The following is a 16932-nucleotide window of genomic DNA, read 5'->3' on the forward strand; positions in this document are numbered from 1 at the left end:
GATCTCTGGAGAAACACATGACTCTTTCTCACCACGTCGCGGTCATCACCAGCGATGAGCAAGCCCTGATCGTCGCCAGTGACCTGGCCGACGATTTCAAACGCGACAGCGCCCTGCGCGACCGCGAGCGTCGTTTGCCATACCCGGAACTGGAAGTGTTTTCCCGTTCGGGTCTTTGGGGCATCAGCGTGCCAACAGAATACGGCGGCGCTGGAGTTTCCAACGTCACCTTGGCCAAGGTCATCGCGTTGATCGCCAAGGCCGACGGCTCCCTCGGACAAATCCCCCAGAACCATTTCTATGCCCTTGAAGTGCTGCGCGTGAACGGCACCGATGAGCAGAAAAAACGCCTGTACGCAGAAGTATTGGCCGGCCAGCGCTTCGGTAATGCACTCGCGGAACTGGGCACCAAAACCGCCCATGATCGAGTCACCAGCCTGACTCGAGATGGCAACGGCTACCGCATCAACGGTCGCAAGTTCTACTCCACTGGCGCGATTTACGCCCAGCGCATACCGACGTCGGTGGTGGACGAAAATGGCGTGCAGCAATTGGCGTTCGTCCCGCGCAACAGCAAAGGCCTGACGGTGATCGACGACTGGAGCGGCTTCGGCCAGCGCACCACCGGCAGCGGTTCGGTGGTGTTCGAGGATGTCTACGTCGCCGCCGAGGACGTGATCCCGTTTCAAAGCGCGTTCGAACGCCCGACCACCGTTGGCCCGTTGGCGCAGATTCTCCACGCCGCAATCGACACCGGCATCGCCCGCGCGGCTTATGAAGATGCGCTGCATTTCGTGCGCACCAAAACCCGGCCGTGGATCGACGCCACGCATGAAAAAGCCACCGAAGACCCGCTGACCATCAAGAGTTTCGGACACCTGGCTATTCGTCTACACGCCACCGAAGCCTTGCTGGAACGCTCCGGCGAATTCCTCGACAAAGCTCAGGCCGACACCAACGCCGAGACCGTCGCCGCCGCGTCGATTGCCGTCGCCGAAGCCCGCGCCATCAGCACGGAGATTTCCCTCGCCGCTGGCAGCACGCTGTTTGAACTGGCCGGCAGCCAGGCAACCCTGATCGAACATGGTCTGGATCGCCACTGGCGCAACGCTCGGGTGCACACGCTGCACGACCCGGTGCGCTGGAAGTATCACGCGGTCGGCAATTACTACCTCAACGATGAAAACCCGCCACTGCGGGGGACCATCTGATGGCCGATGCCAAAAAGAAGATCCTGCTCAACGCGTTCAACATGAACTGCATCGGACACATCAACCATGGTCTGTGGACGCATCCACGGGACACTTCAACCCAATACAAAACGATCGAATACTGGACCGAACTGGCGCAATTGCTGGAACGCGGGCTGTTCGACGGTCTGTTCATCGCTGACATCGTCGGTGTGTACGACGTCTACCAAAACTCGGTCGACGTGCCGCTCAAAGAGTCGATCCAGTTGCCGGTCAACGACCCGCTGCTGCTGGTCTCGGCCATGGCCGCGGTCACCAAAAACCTTGGCTTCGGTCTCACCGCCAACCTGACTTACGAACCGCCATATCTGTTCGCCCGACGCATGTCCACGCTCGACCATCTGAGTAGTGGCCGGGTCGGCTGGAACATCGTCACCGGCTACCTCGACAGCGCCGCCAAAGCCATGGGCCTGAGCGAACAGGTGGAACACGACCGTCGTTACGACCAGGCCGACGAATACCTGCAAGTGCTCTACAAACTCTGGGAAGGCAGCTGGGAAAACGGCGCGGTGCTTAACGATCCGCAACAGAGGATCTATGCGCAGCCCGAGAAAGTGCACAAGGTCGAGCACAAGGGCGAGTTCTATCAGGTCGAGGGTTATCACCTCTGCGAGCCGTCGCCGCAGCGCACACCCGTGCTGTTCCAGGCCGGCAGTTCGGATCGCGGTTTGCTGTTCGCCGGGCGACATGCCGAGTGCGTGTTCATCAGTGGCCAGAACAAACCGTCGACCAAGATTCAAGTGGACAAGGTGCGCGCCAGTGCCGTCGAGGCCGGGCGCAATCCTGAGGACATCAAGGTGTTCATGGGGCTGAACGTGATTGTCGGTGCCACCGAAGAGCTGGCCTGGGCCAAGCACGTCGAGTACTTGAGCTACGCCAGCGCCGAGGCTGGCGTGGCGCACTTCTCGGCGTCCACCGGGATCGATTTTTCCGAATACACCATCGACGAACCGATCCAGTACGTGAAGAGCAATGCGATCCAGTCCGCCACCAAGAACCTGCAAAACAACGACTGGACCCGCCGCAAATTACTCGAGCAACACGCGCTGGGTGGTCGCTACATCACCGTGGTCGGCTCGCCGCAGCAGGTGGCTGACGAACTGGAATCGTGGATCGCGGAAACCGGTCTGGACGGCTTCAATCTGACGCGAATTGTCACGCCGGAAAGCTATGTGGATTTCATCGATTTGGTGATCCCCGAGTTGCAACGGCGTGGGTCATACAAGACCGCTTACGACAGCGGCAGCCTGCGGGAAAAGCTGTTTCACGGCGAAGCGCATTTGCCCGAGCAACATACCGGATCCCACTACCGACACTAACCCCCGACCCTGATCGTTCCCACGCTCTGCGTGGGAATGCAGCCAGTGACGCTCTGCGTCATCGCCGCAGGGACGCGGAGCGTCCCGGGAGGCATTCCCACGCGGAGCGTGGGAACGATCGGCCTAAACTTGACTGGAAAACTCATCATGAAAAAGACCTACCTCTCTCACCCAGTCAAAGCACTGGCCCTGGCCCTCGGCCTCTTCAGCTCCATCACCTTCGCCGCCGACGCACCACTGAAAGTCGGCACCACCGCCGCCTTCGCCATTCCCCTGGAAGCCGCAGTAGAAGAAGCCAACAAACAAGGCCTGAAAGTCGAACTGGTGGAGTTCAGCGACTGGATCGCCCCCAACGTCAGCCTCGCCTCGGGCGACATCGACGTGAACTATTTCCAGCACATCCCGTTCCTGGAAAACGCCAAGGCCGCCGCCGGTTTTGACCTGGTGCCGTTCGCCCCGGGGATCATCAACAACGTCGGCCTCTACTCGAAAAAATACAAAAGCTTCGACGAGTTGCCCATCGGTGCCAGCGTGGCCATCGCCAACGACCCGATCAACAGCGGTCGTGGCCTGCAACTGCTGGCCAAGGCCGGGCTGATCACCCTCAAACCGGGCGTCGGCTACAAGGCCACCGAAGAAGACATCATCGCCAACCCGAAGAAAATCAAAATCCTTCAAGTCGAAGCCGTGCAACTGGTGCGCGCCTACGACGACGCCGATCTGGTCCAGGGTTACCCGGCCTACATTCGCCTGTCGAAGACCTTCGATGCCAGTTCCGCCCTGCTGTTCGACGGCCTCGATCACAAGGAATACGTGATCCAGTTCGTGGTCCAGCCGAAAAGCAAAACCGACCCACGCCTGATCAAATTCGTCGACATCTACCAGCATTCGCCGGCCGTTCGCGCGGCGCTGGATAAAGCCCACGGCAAGCTCTATCAAGCCGGCTGGGAAAGCTGAGTATGACGGCCGCTATCCAACGGCGACTGGAACTTTCGGAGCCACATAACGCCACACAAACCGAACTGCACCCAGACCTGAATCGCGCTCACGTGCGCTTCATCGGCCTGGGCAAAACCTACAACGGCCAGCAAGGTCCGGTGGCGGCATTGCACGGCATCGACCTGGCGATCCAGCGCGGCGAAGTGTTCGGCATCATCGGTCGCAGCGGCGCTGGCAAGTCGTCGCTGATCCGCACCATCAATCGCCTCGAACAACCGAGCAGTGGGCGGGTGCTGATCGATCAGGTGGACATTGGCGAGTTCGATGAAGACCGCTTGGTGGCGCTGCGGCGGCGGATCGGCATGATCTTCCAGCACTTCAATCTGATGTCGGCCAAGACGGTTTGGCAGAACGTCGAATTGCCGCTGAAAGTCGCCGGCGTGCCCAAGGAGCAGCGCGAGCGCAAAGTCCGCGAACTGCTGGAATTGGTCGGCCTTCAGGAGAAGCACAAAGCCTACCCGGCGCAACTCTCCGGCGGGCAGAAACAACGCGTCGGCATTGCCCGAGCGCTGGTGCATGACCCAGAGATTCTGCTGTGCGATGAGGCAACGTCGGCGCTGGATCCAGAGACCACGCAATCGATCCTCGGCCTGCTGCGCGAGATCAACCGGCGCCTGGGCCTGACCATCGTGCTGATCACCCACGAGATGGCGGTGATCCGCGATATCTGTGATCGGGTCGTGGTATTGGAGCACGGGCGAATCGTCGAGCAAGGGCCGGTCTGGGAAGTCTTTGGCAACCCGCAGCATGAGGTCAGCAAGACCTTGCTCGCGCCATTGCAACACGGTCTGCCGGAAGAGCTGAAAAGCCGCTTGCGGGAGCAGCCGCAGTCTTCGGACGCCGCCGTGGTGCTGCGTTTGCAATTCACCGGCAGCGCCAGCGACGAGCCAGACCTGGCGGCGCTGTTCAGCGCTCTCGGTGGCCGCGTGCGTTTGCTGCAAGGGGGCGTGGAACGGATTCAGGGGCATGCGCTCGGGCAATTGTTGCTGGCGGTGACCGGTTCCTCCCTCGGCGCCGAGGAGTTGCGTCAGCGCGCCGGCAACTGGGCGCAACAGGTGGAGGTGCTGGGTTATGTGGTTTGATCGGTTGCTTCAGGGTTTTATTGACACGTTTTTGATGGTGGGTGTGTCGTCGTTGATTGCGCTGTTGGCGGGCATTCCGTTGGCGGTGATTCTGGTCACCAGTTCCAAGGGCGGGATCTACGAAGCACCAGCGCTGAATCGCGCGTTGGGTGCGTTTGTGAACCTGTTTCGCTCGATTCCGTTTTTGATTTTGATGGTGGCGTTGATTCCGTTTACCCGGTTGATCGTTGGCACCACTTACGGCGTGTGGGCTGCCGTGGTGCCGCTGACCATAGCGGCCACGCCGTTCTTTGCGCGCATCGCCGAGGTCAGTTTGCGCGAGGTCGACCATGGGTTGATTGAAGCGGCGCAGGCAATGGGCTGCCGACGCTGGCATATCGTCTGGCATGTGCTGCTGCCCGAAGCGCTGCCGGGGATTGTCGGTGGTTTTACGATTACGTTGGTGACGATGATCAACTCGTCGGCCATGGCCGGAGCGATTGGGGCCGGTGGGTTGGGGGACATTGCTTATCGGTATGGGTATCAGCGCTTTGATAGCCAGATCATGTTGACGGTGATTGTGTTGCTGGTGGTTTTGGTGGCGATGATTCAGTTGGGTGGGGATCGGTTGGCGCGGGGGTTGAATAAACGTTGAGTGAAGATCAAAAGATCGCAGCCTTCGGCAGCTCCTACAGGGTTTGGCATTAACAAGGAATTTGCGTCGGGCACGGTCCCTGTAGGAGCTGCCGAAGGCTGCGATCTTGGCGCCATCAAATTCACCGCTCAAAGGGAAGTTTTCGCACAAGAAAATCAGAGTGCCAGCAGGCTCGATCCCTTTCATTTGCAGGACGTTTCCTAGATCATTCCGCTCGCTTGCGCCGGCGGAATCTCGTGGCTAGTCTCGGTTCGTCCCTGCTCATCAGTGATCGGGTTTAGTAGCCCGGATCAATAGGCGCATAGCGATTCCATGCTCATGTCCGGCAATGTTTGCCGCATGCAGAATATGGTGGCTGTGCGTGGGGCACCTTCGGGTGCACCGGTTTTCCTATTGACCGGCCTACTAACCTGCGCGCAGCCGCCACCCAATCGTTTAGTAGGCGATAAGTGATGGCTCCCATGTAGCAATAGGAGCAACACATGAAAAAATCCGTACCCGATCCACCTCCCGAAACACCCACCAACGAAACCGCAACTGAAGACCCGCTCAGGGATCGATCGGCGCTCTACCGTGCGATTGATTTCTACCTCACCGGCGATCAGCCCTCACCGCCCGACGAATTTCGCTTCTACAACGTCAGCAAGGACGTGAGCTTCGAGGATACCCAGCTCTACGTCGCTGATCTGCTGCGCTGTGCCTCGGTCACGGCCTATCAGTGTGGCGATCAACTCAAGGGTGCCGATCGGGCATTGGTGTTCTCCGTCTGGCATTTGCTGGAGATTGCCAAGGCGATGGTTGATCGGTCCATTAAATGCCTGGGGATGAAACAGAGCTGAGCGAAGATCAAAAGATCGCAGCCTTCGGCAGCTCCTACACGGGATTTGCATTCACCCTGTAGGAGCTGCCGCAGGCTGCGATCTTTTAAAGCGCGAAAGCGCTTATAGTCAGCACATCTACTTTTACCTGCGCAGCCGACCATGAAACAGACTCCCGACGACCTGGAGCAAATCACCACCACCACTCTGGGCCATTACAATGCGGTGGCCGAAGACTTCCGTGAAGGCACTCGCGATCACGATGTCAGCCAGAACATCGATGCCCTGTTGCGGCATCTTCAGGGTGAGGCGCCGTTCAGCATTCTCGACTTTGGCTGTGGCCCTGGCCGTGACCTGAAAACCTTCACCCGCATGGGCCACACCGCCGTCGGGCTCGACGGTTCGGAAAAGCTCGCGCAGATGGCCCGCGAGGACAGTGGTTGCGAAGTCTGGCAGCAGGACTTTCTGAAACTCGATCTGCCGGCCGAGCGGTTTGACGGGATTTTTGCCAATGCGGTGCTGTTCCACATTCCGAGTCAGGAATTGCCTCGGGTGTTGAAGCAGCTGCGCGAGGCGTTGAAGCCGGGCGGTGTGTTGTTCAGTTCCAATCCGCGTGGGGAGAATCAGGAGGGCTGGAACGGGCCGCGGTATGGGGCGTATTACGATCTTCACGTGTGGCAGGAAATGCTGACCGAGGCGGGGTTTGTGGAGCTTGAGCATTATTACCGGCCGGCGGGGCTGCCGCGGGAGCAGCAGCCTTGGTTGGCCAGTGTCTGGCGTCGAGCCGACTGATCGTTCCCACGCTCTGCGTGGGAACGATCATTAGGCAGACTCATTCTTCGGTTCGCGGATTTTGTACCAGGCCACGTACAGCGCCGGCAAAAACAGCAACGTCAGCAAAGTCGCAATGATGATCCCGCCAATCATCGCGTAGGCCATCGGCCCCCAGAACACTTCCCGGGCAATCGGGATCATCCCCAGGCTCGCCGCCGCCGCCGTCAGCAAAATCGGTCGGCGACGATGTTCCGTGGCCTGCACCACCGCGTCCCAGGGCGTGTAGCCGCTCTTCTCGAAAGAGTCGATCTGGGTCACCAGAATCACCGAGTTGCGGATGATGATGCCGATCAACGCGAGAATCCCGAGGATCGCCACGAAGCCCATCGGCGTGCCCGTCGGAATCAGCGCAAGCACCACGCCGATCAGCCCGAGCGGAGCCACGCTGGCCACCAGGAACAGCTTCTGCACGCTGTGCAACTGGATCATCAGGAAGGTCGCCATCAAAAACAGCATCAACGGCACGACCTTGGCAATCGGCCCCTGGGCCTTGCCGCTTTCCTCCACCGTACCGCCGGTGGCGACTTTGTAGCCCACCGGCAAACTGGCGGCGAATTTGTCGATGTCCGGTTTCAGCTGTTGCACCAGGTCGGTCGGCTGAATCTCGTCGCGCACCGCGGCCTTGATGGTGATGGTCGGTTTGCGATCACGACGCCACACCAGCGGCTGTTCGAGTTCATACCGCACCGTGGCAAACGCCAGCAGCGGAATCGACGTGCCGCCGGGGGTAACGATCTGCAAGTTCTGCAGCGTTTCCGGACTTCCGCGTTCGGCATCTTCAGCGCGGCCGACCACGTCGATCAGGTAGATATCGTCATCGACCTGCGTCACCGGCGAGCCGACGACGATGCTGTTCATCAGGTTCGCCACGTCTTCCGACGACAACCCAAGTTGCCGCGCCTTGTCTTGCGCGATGTCAATGCGCAGCACTTTGCCCGGCTCGTTCCAGTCGTAAATGATCTCGCCGATGTGCGAGTTCTTATCCAGTTCGGTGGCCAGGGCGATGGCGTGTTTGCGCACCTGATCGATGTCCTTGCCGCTGACCCGATACTGAATCGGCCGCCCCACCGGCGGGCCCATTTCCAGGGCCTGGACGTAACTGCCGACACCGACGAACTCTTCACGCAGGCGTTTTTGCAAACGAGCAGTCAAGGCTGGGCGTGACTTGCCTTTGCTGACGATCACCAGTTGCGCGTAGTACGGGTTCTGCAATTGCTGGTCGAGGGGCAGATAGAAACGGATCGCGCCCTCGCCGATGTAGGTGCTCCAGCGCACGATGTCCGGGTCGTCTTTGAGCGTTGCTTCGAGCTTATTCACGACCATGCGGGTTTCGGCGATAGAGGCGTTTTGCGGCAGGTTCAGATCGACAAGGATTTCCGGGCGGTCCGAGGACGGGAAGAACTGATTCTGCACGAACTGCATGGAAAACACCGAGAGCACAAACAGAGCCACGGTGATGCCGATGGCCCACCAGCGATTGCGCATCGCCCAGAGCAAGCCACCATTGAACGCCCGACCGATGCGCCCGGGCTCTGCGTCGTGAGGCTTCACCTTGGCGCTCAGAATGTGCACACCGAGCACCGGGGCGAACAACACGGCGACGATCCATGACACCAGCATGGCCACCGCGATCACCGCGAACAGCGTGAAGGTGTACTCACCGGCGGAGCTTGCGTTCAAGCCGATCGGCACGAAACCGGCCACGGTGACTAACGTGCCGGTGAGCATCGGGAATGCGGTCGAGGTGTAGGCGAAAGTCGCCGCCTGCTCTTTGGTTTCGCCCATTTCCAGGCGCGTGACCATCATCTCGACCGTGATCATCGCGTCGTCCACCAGCAGACCGAGGGCGATGATCAGCGCACCAAGAGAAATCCGCTGCATGGTGATGCCGCTGTATTCCATGAAGAGGAAGACCATCGCCAGCACCAACGGAATCGAACACGCCACCACCAGCCCGGCGCGAACCCCGAGACTGATGAAGCTGACGATCAGCACGATCACCACCGCTTCGAACAACGCACTGGTGAAGCCGCCGACGGCTTCTTCCACCACTACAGCCTGGTCGGAAACGGTGTGTACCCCGACGCCCACCGGCAGGTCCGCCGTCAGCTCATCCATGCGCAGGTGCAGCGCCTTGCCGAAGTCTTGAATGTTGCCGCCCTTCTTCATGGCGATCGCCAGGCCGATGGCTGGTTGACCGTTGAAGCGAAACTCCGGGGTCGACGGATCGACGTAGCCACGGCTGATGTTGGCGATATCGGCCAGTCGGTAGAAGCGGTCGTTGAGCTTAAGGTTGACGTTGGCCAGGTCTTTCTCGGAGGCAAACTGCCCCGAGGTCCGCACCGAAATTCGCTCCGGACCGGCCTCGATCACCCCGGCCGGGGTCACGGCATTCTGCGATTGCAGGGTCTGCACCACCTCGCGCCGATCAATGCCGAGGGCGGCCAGTTTGCGGGGGGAGAAGTTCAGGTAAAGGACTTCATCCTGCTCGCCGACCATCTCGACCTTGCCCAACCCCGGGACTTCGCGGATTTCGGCACGCACCTGTTCCACGTAATCGCGCAACTGGCGCATCGACAGGCCGTCGGAGGTAAAGGCATACACCGAACCGAATACGTCGCCGAACTCATCGTTGAAGCCCGGCCCTTGCAGGCCTTGCGGGAAGTCACCGCGAATGTCGTTGATCTTCTTGCGCACCTGGTACCAGATTTGCGGGATGTCCTTGGCACTGGTGGTGTCGAGCAGGTTAACGAAGACCGTCGATTCGCCGGGGCGGGTGTAGCTTTTCACGTAGTCGAGCGAGTCGAGTTCTTCGAGTTTTTTCTCGATTCGGTCGGTGACCTGCTTGAGGGTTTCTTCCTGGGTCGCGCCGGGCCAGCGGGTCTGGATCACCATGGTTTTGATGGTGAACGAGGGGTCTTCTTCGCGGCCCAGGTTCAGGTACGAGAACACGCCCATCAGCAGCGCGACGAACATCAAATACCAGACAAACGACTGATGCTTGAGGGCCCATTCGGATAAGTTGAAACTCCCTTTCATTGCGGGCTGCCCTCGTCAATTTTCACTTTCTGCCCCGGTTTGAGGCTGTTCACACCGGCACTGACCACCCGCTCGCCGGACTTCACGCCGTTAGCCAGGACCACCGTGGCATCGGTCCGGCTGATCAGGCTGACGTCCCGTGGGGAAACGGTTTGCGTCTGCGGATCAACGATCCAGATCCGCAGCTTTCCATCGACCTCCTGCAGCGCGCTCACCGGCAGTTCGAGGCGTGGCTTGATCGCGGAGCTGAGGGTCACGCTGATCGCCGTGCCGAGGCGAAAGCCCGGCGGCGTATCGGTCAGGCTCAGACGAGCGCGCCGGGTTCGGGTTGCGCTTTGGGCCTGGGGTTCGATTTCGCGCACGATGGCGGTACTGGTGATGCTCGGGTCCAGTTGTGAGGCGACCTGGAACACCACGTCGGCGGGCAACCGATCGACCAGGGTGTCGGGCAAGTCGATCACCGCTTCCTTGATGTCCGGCTGCGCCAGGGTCACCACTTGCTGGCCGGCCGTGACCACCTGTCCGGCTTCGGCATTCCACGCGGTGACAATGGCTTTGTGATCGGTGCGCAGCTCGATGTAATCGAGTTGATCCTTCGCCTGATCGACCGCGGCCCTGGCTTGATCGAGGGACGCCTGAGTGGTTTTCAGATCGGTCTGGGCGATGTCCAGTTGCGCCTGCGCGCCAACCCCGCGATTGAACAGTTCCTGCTGACGCCGAGCGTTGGCCTGAGCATTGATGAGCTGCGCCTGAACGCGCGCCAGATCACCCTGAGCCGAGCGCAACTGGTTCTGCTGATCGGAGGGGTCGAGAGTGGCGAGCAAGGCGCCCTTCTGGACTTCGGCGCCGACATCGACATTACGGCTGGCGATACGCCCCGGTACCCGGAAACCGATATTGCTTTCGTAACGGGCCTGAATGCTGCCGGCAAACCGGCCGAGTTCTTCTTGATTGAGCGCTTTCACCTCCACGGACAATACCGGCCGAACCGGTTCTGGCGGCGCTTCCTCATCAGAGCAAGCGACCAGTAGTGCAGCGGCGGACAACAGCAACAGGCGCTTCATGGCTGGGCTCCTGTCATTGGCGTCTTATAGGTGTTTTCGACGATCTCCACCTTCACGCCCGGATGCAGTAATTGGCCGCCTGCGATGACGACTTTTTCGCCACCGTTGAGGCCGGCGCTGACGATGACTTTGCCGGTCAGGTAACGGCCGACGGTGACCGTGTGCAATTGCGCCTTGCCCTCGGCATCCACCAGCCACACGGCAGGGTCACTGAGGTTTTTGGTCAGGGCCGACCAGGGCAGCTCCACTGCGGTTTTGCCGACTGGCTTGGCGGTGGCGCTCACCACCGACCCGAGTTGCATGCCCTCGGGGAGCCTGTCGAGGCTGACTTTGACTTGTACTGTGCCGGTCTGCGCCGAGACTGCCGGCGTGACTTCCCGAACGGTGCCCGTGGTCTTGATCTTCGGGTTGTCGAGCAGGCTGACCACAATCGATCTATCCGCCGGCGGCTCAGCCAGCAGCGATTCATAAACGTTGAAAACCGCGTCACGCTCGCCGTCCCGGGCCAGGCTGAAAATCGGAACCGTGGCTTGCACGACCTGGCCGACTTCGGCCTGGCGCGCGGTAATCACCCCCGGCGCGTCGGCAATCAACGCGGTATAGCTCAGTTGATCTCGGGCGTTGGCCAACTGCGCCTGAGCAGCAGTCAATGCACTCTGACTGCTGCGCAAGGCGGCTTGGGCGGAGTCGTATTCGCTCTGGCTGGTGTAGCCCTTGGGCAGGAGTTTTTGTTGGCGAACGAAGGCCGCGGCGGTTTGTTTGACCCGGGCCTGTTCGGCAACGACCTGAGCCTGGGCCGAGTCGACAGTGGTTTGCAGGTCTTTCGGGTCCAGTTTGGCCAGCACTTGTTTGGCCGAAACCCGGTCACCGACATCGACCATACGCTGGATGATCTTGCCGCCCACGCGGAACGACAGTTCGGTTTGTACTCGCGCCTGGACGTCGCCGGTGAGTGTCACCGAGGCGGCGTAATCCGATGGTTTGACCTCTTGCACGAAGACTCGTGGGCGGTCCTTCTCGACGGGCTTTTTATCGCCACAGGCGGTCAGCAAGGCGATGAGGCTCAGGCCAACCATTAATTTCAATCCGGGACCCGCCATGCAGACTCCTTTGCGTTGTACGAACGTGCCAGTGACGATACGACTGAGAGCTTAGATCAGGGTTCCACGTCTGCACGTGCGATCCTTATACTCCATTGATCGTTCCCACGCTCCGCGTGGGAACGCCGCCATGGACGCTCTGCGTCCACTGTGACGCGGAGCGTCACGGGATGCATTCCCACGCGGAGCGTGGGAACGATCAATGAGGAACTCATGCTCAAAACCCTCGCAGTGGCCAATTACCGCTCGATCAATAAATTGGTGATTCCGCTTGGCCGGTTGAACCTGATCACCGGCCCCAACGGCAGCGGTAAATCCAACCTCTACCGCGCCTTGCGCCTGCTGGCGGAAACCGCTCAGGGCGGGGTGGTCAATGCGTTGGCACGCGAGGGTGGGCTGGATTCGACGTTCTGGGCCGGGCCGGAAAATATCAGCCGACGGATGCGCAACGGCGAAGTCCCGGTCGAGGCAACGGTGAGACACGGCGTCAAACGACTGCGGCTGGGATTTGCCGGTGAGGATTTCAGCTATTCGATCAGCCTCGGGCTGCCCGATTCCAACGGCCACTTCATGTTGCCCGGACACAGCTCACCTATTCCGTCACGCTTCAACCTCGACCCGCAAATCAAGCGTGAATGCGTCTGGGCCGGGCCGATTTATCGTCCGGCCAGCCTGCTGGTGGATCGCGACGGCCCGATGATCCGTGCCCGAGCCAATCGCAGCTGGGACGTACTGGCCCAGCACACGCCGAATTTCGACAGCCTGTTCGATCAGGTCGGCAGTTTGCGTTCTTCGCCGGAAGTTCTGGAATTACGCGAGTTCATCCGTCGCTGGCGCTTCTACGATCACTTTCGCAGTGACGCCGACGCGCCAGTGCGCCAACCGCAACTGGGCACCCGCACGCCGGTGCTGCACCACGACGGTCGCGACCTGGCGGCAGCCCTGCAGACCATCATCGAAATCGGCGATCCCGAAGCCTTGCAGGCGGCTATCAGCGATGCCTTTCCCGGCGCGCGACTGAACATCGAACCGCTGCAAGGCGGACGGTTTGCGATCGAGTTTTATCAGGAAGGATTATTGCGGCCGTTGTCCGCCGCCGAGTTGTCGGACGGGACATTGCGCTATCTGCTGCTGGTCGCGGCATTGCTGACCCCTCGACCGCCGACGTTGATGGTGTTGAACGAACCGGAAACCAGTCTGCATCCGGACCTGTTGCCGGCGTTGGCGCGGTTGATCATTCGAGCGTCCGAGCAGTGTCAGGTGTGGGTGGTGTCCCATGCGCGGCGCTTGATCTCGGCGTTGCAGCAAGACCCGGAATGCAATTGCATTGTGCTGGAGAAGAATTTCGGCCAGACCGGGATGGTCGGGCAGCGGATGCTGGATGAGCCGGCGTGGAATTGGCCGGATTAGGTGGTGTCTGATAAACCGCCATCGCGGGCAAGCCCGCTCCCACAATGATCTTCAGTGAACACAAAATCTGCGTCCACACCAAACCCTGTGGGAGCGGGCTTGCCCGCGATGACGGCCGCGAGATCACCGCAAAGGTTAGAGACTCACCCCTGCCACTTCCCTCCCTCGACAATCACGCTCTCGGGCTTGGTGTCATCGCTCAATTCTTTACGCACGTACTGGTCGTACAGCTTGAGCAAAAACTTCTCCTCGCCCAACTTCGCCAGTTCCACATTCACCCAGTCGCGCAGTTCGATATTGCCCTTCTTCACCGCCGGAGCAATCGGCGCTTCGGCACCCAGTTTTTCCTCCAGCACGCGGTAGCCCGGGTTCTGCTTGGCCCAGCTGAACAGCACCAGATTGTCCTGCGCATAAGCGTCGCCGCGACCATTGGCCAGGGCTTGCAGGGACTCGGAGTTTTTCTCGAACTTCAGCAGTTTCCAGTCCGGATGATTCTTGGTCAGCCAGATATCCGCTGTGGTGCCCGTGGTCACGATGGTGGTGCGGGTCGCCAGGTCATCGAGGCTCTTCACCGAACTCGCCTGCGGCACCAGTGCCTGCACCGCAACCTTGAGGTTCGGGTTGGTGAAGTCCACGGCTTCCTTACGCTCCGGGGTGACGGTCATGTTGGCCAGGATCAAATCGACCTTGTCGCTTTGCAGGAACGGAATCCGGCTTGCCGGCTCCACCGCAACGAATTCCACTTTGTTCTCATCGCCCAACAGATCCTTGGCGAATTGGCGACCGATGTCAGTATCAAACCCCACGTAGCGCCCGGCTTCATCAACAAAACCGAACGGCGGTTTATCCGTGAAAACGCCGACGACCAGCTTGTCCCGGGCTTTGATTTTTTCCAGGTAACCGGCCGGTGCGGTGCTGACGCTTGCGACTTTCGGCTTCGTCGGTTCTTCGGTTTTGTTGCAGCCGGCGAGCAGCGCCAGGCCGAACAGCGGGAGTAACAGCAGAGAAGACTTGGCAGTTTTCATGGCAGTTCCAATTCCTTTGTTTGAGTCGTTTTGGGTAGTGCGGCGACGTAGGAGAACTTCTCCAGGAACTGCTGCGCTCGTGCGGTTTGCGGGTTCGTAAAGAAAATCTCGGGTGGGTTTTGCTCAAGGATGCGCCCGGCATCCATGAACACGATGCGATCGGCCACGGCGCGGGCGAAGGCCATTTCATGGGTGACAATCAACAACGTCATGCCTTCGCGGGCCAAGCCCTGAATCACCTCGAGCACTTCCTTGACCATCTCCGGATCGAGGGCGGCGGTGACTTCGTCGAAGAGCATGACCTTGGGGTTCATGCACAGCGAACGAACGATGGCGATGCGTTGTTGCTGGCCACCGGAGAGCTGGCGCGGGAAGGCGTCGCGCTTGTCCAGCAGACCGACACGCTCAAGCAGCGCTTCAGCCTGAGCGCGGGCTTCGCGGCGTTCGCGTTTCTGCACCTTGAGTGGGCCGAGCAACAGGTTGTCGAGCACGCTCATGTGCGGGAAGAGGTGATAACTCTGGAACACCATGCCGATCTGCTGACGCACTTCGCGCCAGTCAGTGCTCTTGCCCAGCAACTCACGACCGGCAAAATTCAAGCTGCCGCTGTGAGCCACTTCCAGGCCGTTGAGGCAGCGCAGCAACGTGCTTTTGCCACAGCCGCTGGGGCCGAGGATGACGATCACTTCGCCCGGCTTCACCTTCAGATCAATGCTGTCGAGCACCTGCTGCTCGCCGAAAAACTTGTTGAAACCCTTGAACTCGATCAATGCACTCATGCTTGCGTCCAGCGCCGCTCCAGCACACGCGAGGCGGCTGACAGCGGGTAGCAGATGAAAAAGAAAAACAGGAACAGCGCGCCGTAGATCAGCACTGATTCGTAGGTGCGTTCGATGATTTGTTGACCGACTTTGATCACATCCACTACGCCGATCAGCACCGCCAGGGAGCTGGTCTTGATGATGCGCGTGTAGACGTTGATGGTCGGCGGCGTCATGCGTTTCAGCGCTTGAGGCAGCAGCACGTAGCCGTAGAGTTGCGGACCGTCCAGGCCAATCGACAACCCGGCCTCACGCTGCCCGCGCGGTAACGAATGCAACGCGCCGCGCACCACTTCACCGACCTCGCTGGCGCCCCACAGCGACAACACCAGCACCGCGCACCAGAAGCTTGGAATGCTCAGCCCGAAAAAAATCGGCAGACCGAAGAACAGCAAATACAGCCAGACCAGCACCGGGATCGCTCGGAACAGTTCCAGATAAACCCGCAGAATCGCGCTCAGCCATTTCGAATTCAGCGTGCACAACACGCCATAGAGCACGCCGCCCACCGTGCTGATGGCGATACTCAGAAAAGAGATCGACAGGGTTTGCGCAGCGCCCTTGCCCAGTTGCGGCAACGACACCCAGAGCAACTCAAGACCCGAACTGGCCATGCTGGAGCCTCCTTTCCAGACGACGGAGCAGCAGCGACAACGGCAAAAACAGCAGCACGCAAATCAGCGTCAGCACGGCGAGCATTTCGTAGGTTTTGTAGTAGAGCGCGATGTAGCTCTTGGTGGTGTAGAGAATCTCCGGCACCGCCACCGCCGAAACCACGGTGGTTTCCTTGAGCAGGAAGATGAAATTGGCGAACAGCGACGGCAGGCTGAGGATGCCGGCTTGCGGCAGGATCACGTAACGCAGCAATTGCCCGTGAGACAGCCCAATGGAACAGCCGGACTCAAGTTGCGCCTGGGGCACCGCATCCACGCCGGCGCGCAGCACTTCGGTGAGGTAAGCGCCGCCAAGGAAAGTCATGGTGATGATCGCCGCCGCGAAACCCGAGACTTTGATACCCAGGGCCGGCAAGGCGAAGTAGACGAAGAACAGCTGAATCAGCAGTGGCGTGTTGCGCGCCAACTCCACATACAGCCCGACCAAGCGTTGAAGGTAGGGTGTGCGAAACACCAGAATCGTCGCGTTGATCAGCGCTACCAGTAACGAAGTACCGATAGCGATGAGGCCGACCTGCAGCGTCACGCCCACGGCTTTGAGAAACGCCGGCAGGGTGCTGAGGATAAAAGCGTAATCGAAAGTCATTGAACATCCCTGGACGCCGCTCGGTAAGCGACGATGGCGCAGTCCATGGGCAGTGGATAACCACCCGGCAGGCACCGACTTTAAAGGTATAAAAAGAAGAATTTAAATACCGTTAAAGAATATTGATATCACGCAAAAAACTATCCTGCGGATTTGCGGCGGCAGTGGAAGACGACTATTTTTCTTTGCGCTGTAGGAAGGATCTTTTTTTCAAAATACCCCTCCAAGGACGTGCAGCTTTTGGCCAGACTCCCGGCCGAACCATCACAAGGAAGAG

Annotated in this window: 15 protein-coding genes; 8 read left to right on the plus strand and 7 right to left on the minus strand. The window is 59.9% G+C overall.

Features of this window, described 5'->3' with window-relative positions; all coding sequences use genetic code 11:
* The first annotated feature begins 17 nt into the window (after positions 1-17).
* The 7 genes from F6R97_RS13270 (at position 18) to F6R97_RS13300 (ending at position 6894) form a co-directional block, all read left to right on the plus strand.
* The gene (locus tag F6R97_RS13270) at positions 18-1211 is read left to right on the plus strand and encodes an SfnB family sulfur acquisition oxidoreductase (RefSeq protein WP_315866656.1); all 1194 of its coding nucleotides are present in this window, start codon (positions 18-20) and stop codon (positions 1209-1211) included.
* Complete coding sequence (locus tag F6R97_RS13275; protein ID WP_038978477.1) at positions 1211-2569, plus strand: LLM class flavin-dependent oxidoreductase; 1359 nt, start codon at positions 1211-1213, stop codon at positions 2567-2569. Before F6R97_RS13270 ends, F6R97_RS13275 begins: the two co-directional genes overlap by 1 nt.
* Positions 2570-2716: 147 nt before the next feature.
* Positions 2717-3526, plus strand: coding sequence for a MetQ/NlpA family ABC transporter substrate-binding protein (locus F6R97_RS13280; protein ID WP_315866657.1), 810 nt, complete (start codon positions 2717-2719; stop codon positions 3524-3526).
* Between the two features lie 2 nt (positions 3527-3528).
* Positions 3529-4650: a methionine ABC transporter ATP-binding protein gene (locus F6R97_RS13285; protein ID WP_038978475.1), complete on the plus strand. Its 1122-nt coding sequence runs from the start codon at positions 3529-3531 to the stop codon at positions 4648-4650.
* Entirely contained in the window at positions 4640-5284 is a 645-nt protein-coding gene (locus tag F6R97_RS13290) for a methionine ABC transporter permease (protein ID WP_038978474.1), read from the plus strand. The genes F6R97_RS13285 and F6R97_RS13290 overlap by 11 nt, the downstream gene beginning before the upstream one ends.
* Positions 5285-5766: 482 nt before the next feature.
* Positions 5767-6123, plus strand: a complete 357-nt coding sequence (locus F6R97_RS13295) for a DUF6124 family protein (RefSeq protein WP_038978473.1) — start codon at positions 5767-5769, stop codon at positions 6121-6123.
* Between the two features lie 141 nt (positions 6124-6264).
* Positions 6265-6894 (plus strand): class I SAM-dependent methyltransferase, encoded by a 630-nt coding sequence (locus F6R97_RS13300; protein WP_038978472.1) that lies wholly within the window; start codon positions 6265-6267, stop codon positions 6892-6894.
* Between the two features lie 30 nt (positions 6895-6924).
* Here the strand turns inward: F6R97_RS13300 and F6R97_RS13305 are convergent, their stop codons facing one another.
* From F6R97_RS13305 to F6R97_RS13315, 3 genes are read right to left on the minus strand one after another with little or no spacing between them, the layout of a single operon-like run.
* A complete protein-coding gene (locus F6R97_RS13305) occupies positions 6925-9975 on the minus strand; it encodes an efflux RND transporter permease subunit (protein WP_315866658.1) in 3051 nt (1016 codons plus the stop codon).
* A complete protein-coding gene (locus F6R97_RS13310; protein WP_315866659.1) occupies positions 9972-11039 on the minus strand; it encodes an efflux RND transporter periplasmic adaptor subunit in 1068 nt (355 codons plus the stop codon). Before F6R97_RS13310 ends, F6R97_RS13305 begins: the two co-directional genes overlap by 4 nt.
* Positions 11036-12139 (minus strand): efflux RND transporter periplasmic adaptor subunit, encoded by a 1104-nt coding sequence (locus F6R97_RS13315; protein ID WP_038978469.1) that lies wholly within the window; start codon positions 12137-12139, stop codon positions 11036-11038. The genes F6R97_RS13310 and F6R97_RS13315 overlap by 4 nt, the downstream gene beginning before the upstream one ends.
* A gap of 213 nt (positions 12140-12352) precedes the next feature.
* Here F6R97_RS13315 and F6R97_RS13320 point away from each other — a divergent pair, with 213 nt between their 5' ends.
* Entirely contained in the window at positions 12353-13549 is a 1197-nt protein-coding gene (locus F6R97_RS13320) for an AAA family ATPase (RefSeq protein ID WP_038978468.1), read from the plus strand.
* A gap of 143 nt (positions 13550-13692) precedes the next feature.
* On the opposite strand, the gene F6R97_RS13325 is transcribed toward F6R97_RS13320, so the two are convergent.
* From F6R97_RS13325 to F6R97_RS13340, 4 genes are read right to left on the minus strand one after another with little or no spacing between them, the layout of a single operon-like run.
* On the minus strand, positions 13693-14574 hold the full coding sequence (locus F6R97_RS13325; RefSeq protein ID WP_048396004.1) for a transporter substrate-binding domain-containing protein: 882 nt from the start codon (positions 14572-14574) through the stop codon (positions 13693-13695).
* Positions 14571-15353 carry an amino acid ABC transporter ATP-binding protein gene (locus F6R97_RS13330; RefSeq protein ID WP_038978466.1) on the minus strand — a complete coding sequence of 261 codons (783 nt, stop codon included), beginning with the start codon at positions 15351-15353 and terminating at the stop codon, positions 14571-14573. The genes F6R97_RS13325 and F6R97_RS13330 overlap by 4 nt, the downstream gene beginning before the upstream one ends.
* On the minus strand, positions 15350-16009 hold the full coding sequence (locus F6R97_RS13335; RefSeq protein WP_038978465.1) for an amino acid ABC transporter permease: 660 nt from the start codon (positions 16007-16009) through the stop codon (positions 15350-15352). Before F6R97_RS13335 ends, F6R97_RS13330 begins: the two co-directional genes overlap by 4 nt.
* Positions 15990-16655, minus strand: a complete 666-nt coding sequence (locus tag F6R97_RS13340) for an amino acid ABC transporter permease (protein ID WP_038978464.1) — start codon at positions 16653-16655, stop codon at positions 15990-15992. Before F6R97_RS13340 ends, F6R97_RS13335 begins: the two co-directional genes overlap by 20 nt.
* Positions 16656-16932 lie beyond the last annotated feature (277 nt).

Source organism: Pseudomonas sp. JV414 (genome assembly GCF_032424305.1).
Classification (GTDB): Bacteria; Pseudomonadota; Gammaproteobacteria; order Pseudomonadales; family Pseudomonadaceae; genus Aquipseudomonas; species Aquipseudomonas lini.

Excerpts from the sequence above, each read along its gene's own strand:
- F6R97_RS13320 (WP_038978468.1), top strand. The coding sequence starts at position 12,353 with ATGCTCAAAACCCTCGCAGTGGCCAATTACCGCTCGATCAATAAATTG.
- F6R97_RS13275 (WP_038978477.1), top strand. The coding sequence starts at position 1,211 with ATGGCCGATGCCAAAAAGAAGATCCTGCTCAACGCGTTCAACATGAAC.
- F6R97_RS13305 (WP_315866658.1), bottom strand. The coding sequence starts at position 9,975 with ATGAAAGGGAGTTTCAACTTATCCGAATGGGCCCTCAAGCATCAGTCG.
- F6R97_RS13315 (WP_038978469.1), bottom strand. The coding sequence starts at position 12,139 with ATGGCGGGTCCCGGATTGAAATTAATGGTTGGCCTGAGCCTCATCGCC.
- F6R97_RS13290 (WP_038978474.1), top strand. The coding sequence starts at position 4,640 with ATGTGGTTTGATCGGTTGCTTCAGGGTTTTATTGACACGTTTTTGATG.
- F6R97_RS13270 (WP_315866656.1), top strand. The coding sequence starts at position 18 with ATGACTCTTTCTCACCACGTCGCGGTCATCACCAGCGATGAGCAAGCC.
- F6R97_RS13285 (WP_038978475.1), top strand. The coding sequence starts at position 3,529 with ATGACGGCCGCTATCCAACGGCGACTGGAACTTTCGGAGCCACATAAC.
- F6R97_RS13335 (WP_038978465.1), bottom strand. The coding sequence starts at position 16,009 with ATGGCCAGTTCGGGTCTTGAGTTGCTCTGGGTGTCGTTGCCGCAACTG.
- F6R97_RS13330 (WP_038978466.1), bottom strand. The coding sequence starts at position 15,353 with ATGAGTGCATTGATCGAGTTCAAGGGTTTCAACAAGTTTTTCGGCGAG.
- F6R97_RS13310 (WP_315866659.1), bottom strand. The coding sequence starts at position 11,039 with ATGAAGCGCCTGTTGCTGTTGTCCGCCGCTGCACTACTGGTCGCTTGC.
- F6R97_RS13300 (WP_038978472.1), top strand. The coding sequence starts at position 6,265 with ATGAAACAGACTCCCGACGACCTGGAGCAAATCACCACCACCACTCTG.
- F6R97_RS13280 (WP_315866657.1), top strand. The coding sequence starts at position 2,717 with ATGAAAAAGACCTACCTCTCTCACCCAGTCAAAGCACTGGCCCTGGCC.
- F6R97_RS13325 (WP_048396004.1), bottom strand. The coding sequence starts at position 14,574 with ATGAAAACTGCCAAGTCTTCTCTGCTGTTACTCCCGCTGTTCGGCCTG.
- F6R97_RS13340 (WP_038978464.1), bottom strand. The coding sequence starts at position 16,655 with ATGACTTTCGATTACGCTTTTATCCTCAGCACCCTGCCGGCGTTTCTC.
- F6R97_RS13295 (WP_038978473.1), top strand. The coding sequence starts at position 5,767 with ATGAAAAAATCCGTACCCGATCCACCTCCCGAAACACCCACCAACGAA.